The 1328-nt window shown below is 57.6% G+C and carries 1 protein-coding gene; it reads left to right on the top strand.

The features are described from left to right. A partial coding sequence (locus D8U18_RS28100; RefSeq protein WP_177435076.1) for a DNA topoisomerase occupies window positions 1–1163 on the top strand: 1163 nt, incomplete at its 5' end. Between the last annotated feature and the right edge of the window lie 165 nt (window positions 1164–1328).

The raw sequence follows: 1328 nt of genomic DNA, 5'->3' as shown, positions 1-1328 counted from the left end.
AGGAAATGGAAAAGCGCGGCATCGGTCGTCCTTCGACCTACGCTGCGATCATTTCGACCATTCAGGATCGCGGTTATGTGACCCTGCACAACCGTCGTTTCTACTCGGAAAAGATGGGCGACATCGTCACCGAGCGTCTGTCCGAGAGCTTCTCCAATCTCATGGACTACGGCTTCACCGCCGGCATGGAAGAGAACCTCGATGACGTGGCCCAGGGCGAACGCGACTGGAAAAACGTGCTCGACGAGTTCTACGGTGACTTCAAGAAAAAACTCGAAGTGGCTGAAAGTCCGGAAAGCGGCATGCGTGCCAACCAGCCGGTGATGACTGACATTCCGTGCACCACCTGCGGCCGTCCGATGCAGATTCGTACCGCGTCGACCGGTGTATTCCTCGGTTGCTCGGGCTACAGCCTGCCGCCGAAAGAGCGCTGCAAGGCCACCGTCAACCTGGTGCCGGGCGACGAAATCGCTGCGGACGACGAGGGTGAGTCGGAATCGCTGGTCCTGCGCGGCAAGCATCGCTGCCCGATCTGCAGCACCGCGATGGATGCCTATCTGCTCGATGAAAAGCGCAAGTTGCACATCTGCGGTAACAACCCGGACTGCGATGGTTACGAAATCGAAGAGGGTACTTATCGCATCAAGGGTTACGAAGGCCCGAGCCTGGAATGCGACAAATGCGGCAGTGAGATGCAACTCAAGACTGGCCGTTTCGGCAAGTTCTTCGGTTGCACCAACCCGACCTGCAAGAACACTCGCAAGCTGCTGAAGAGCGGTGACGCGGCGCCGCCGAAGATGGATCCGGTGAAGATGCCTGAGCTGAAATGCGAGAAGGTCAACGATACCTACATCCTGCGCGACGGTGCCTCCGGTCTGTTCCTGGCTGCCAGTCAGTTCCCGAAAAACCGCGAGACCCGCGCTCCGTTGGTGATCGAGATTCTGCCGCACAAGGACGAGATCGATCCGAAGTACCACTTCCTGTGCGAGGCTCCGCAAAAGGATCCTGACGGTCTGCCAGCGGTCATCCGCTACAGCCGCAAGACCAAGGAGCAATACGTGCAGACCGAAGTGGATGGCAAGCCTACAGGCTGGAAGGCGTATTACGACGGTGGCAAGTGGACTGTTGAAGACAAGCGCAGCGCAAAGGCCAAGGCTGAGTAAGCGTTAGTCTGAACGGCGAAAAGGCCGCATGAAACCTTGAGGGTTTCATGCGGCCTTTTTGTTTTGTGCTTGCGGTGGCATCGGCTGATCCACGACACTGTCCGACCTGTGTGAAGCAATTATTTCGTTGTGGAGGCTGCCGTCATGGCCCACGAACTCTATACC

The organism is Pseudomonas sp. Sample_10 (genome assembly GCF_004321495.1).
In the GTDB taxonomy this organism is placed as follows: domain Bacteria; phylum Pseudomonadota; class Gammaproteobacteria; order Pseudomonadales; family Pseudomonadaceae; genus Aquipseudomonas.
Note: the sequence above shows the minus strand (reverse complement) of the source record. Positions and strands in the feature narration are given on the sequence as shown.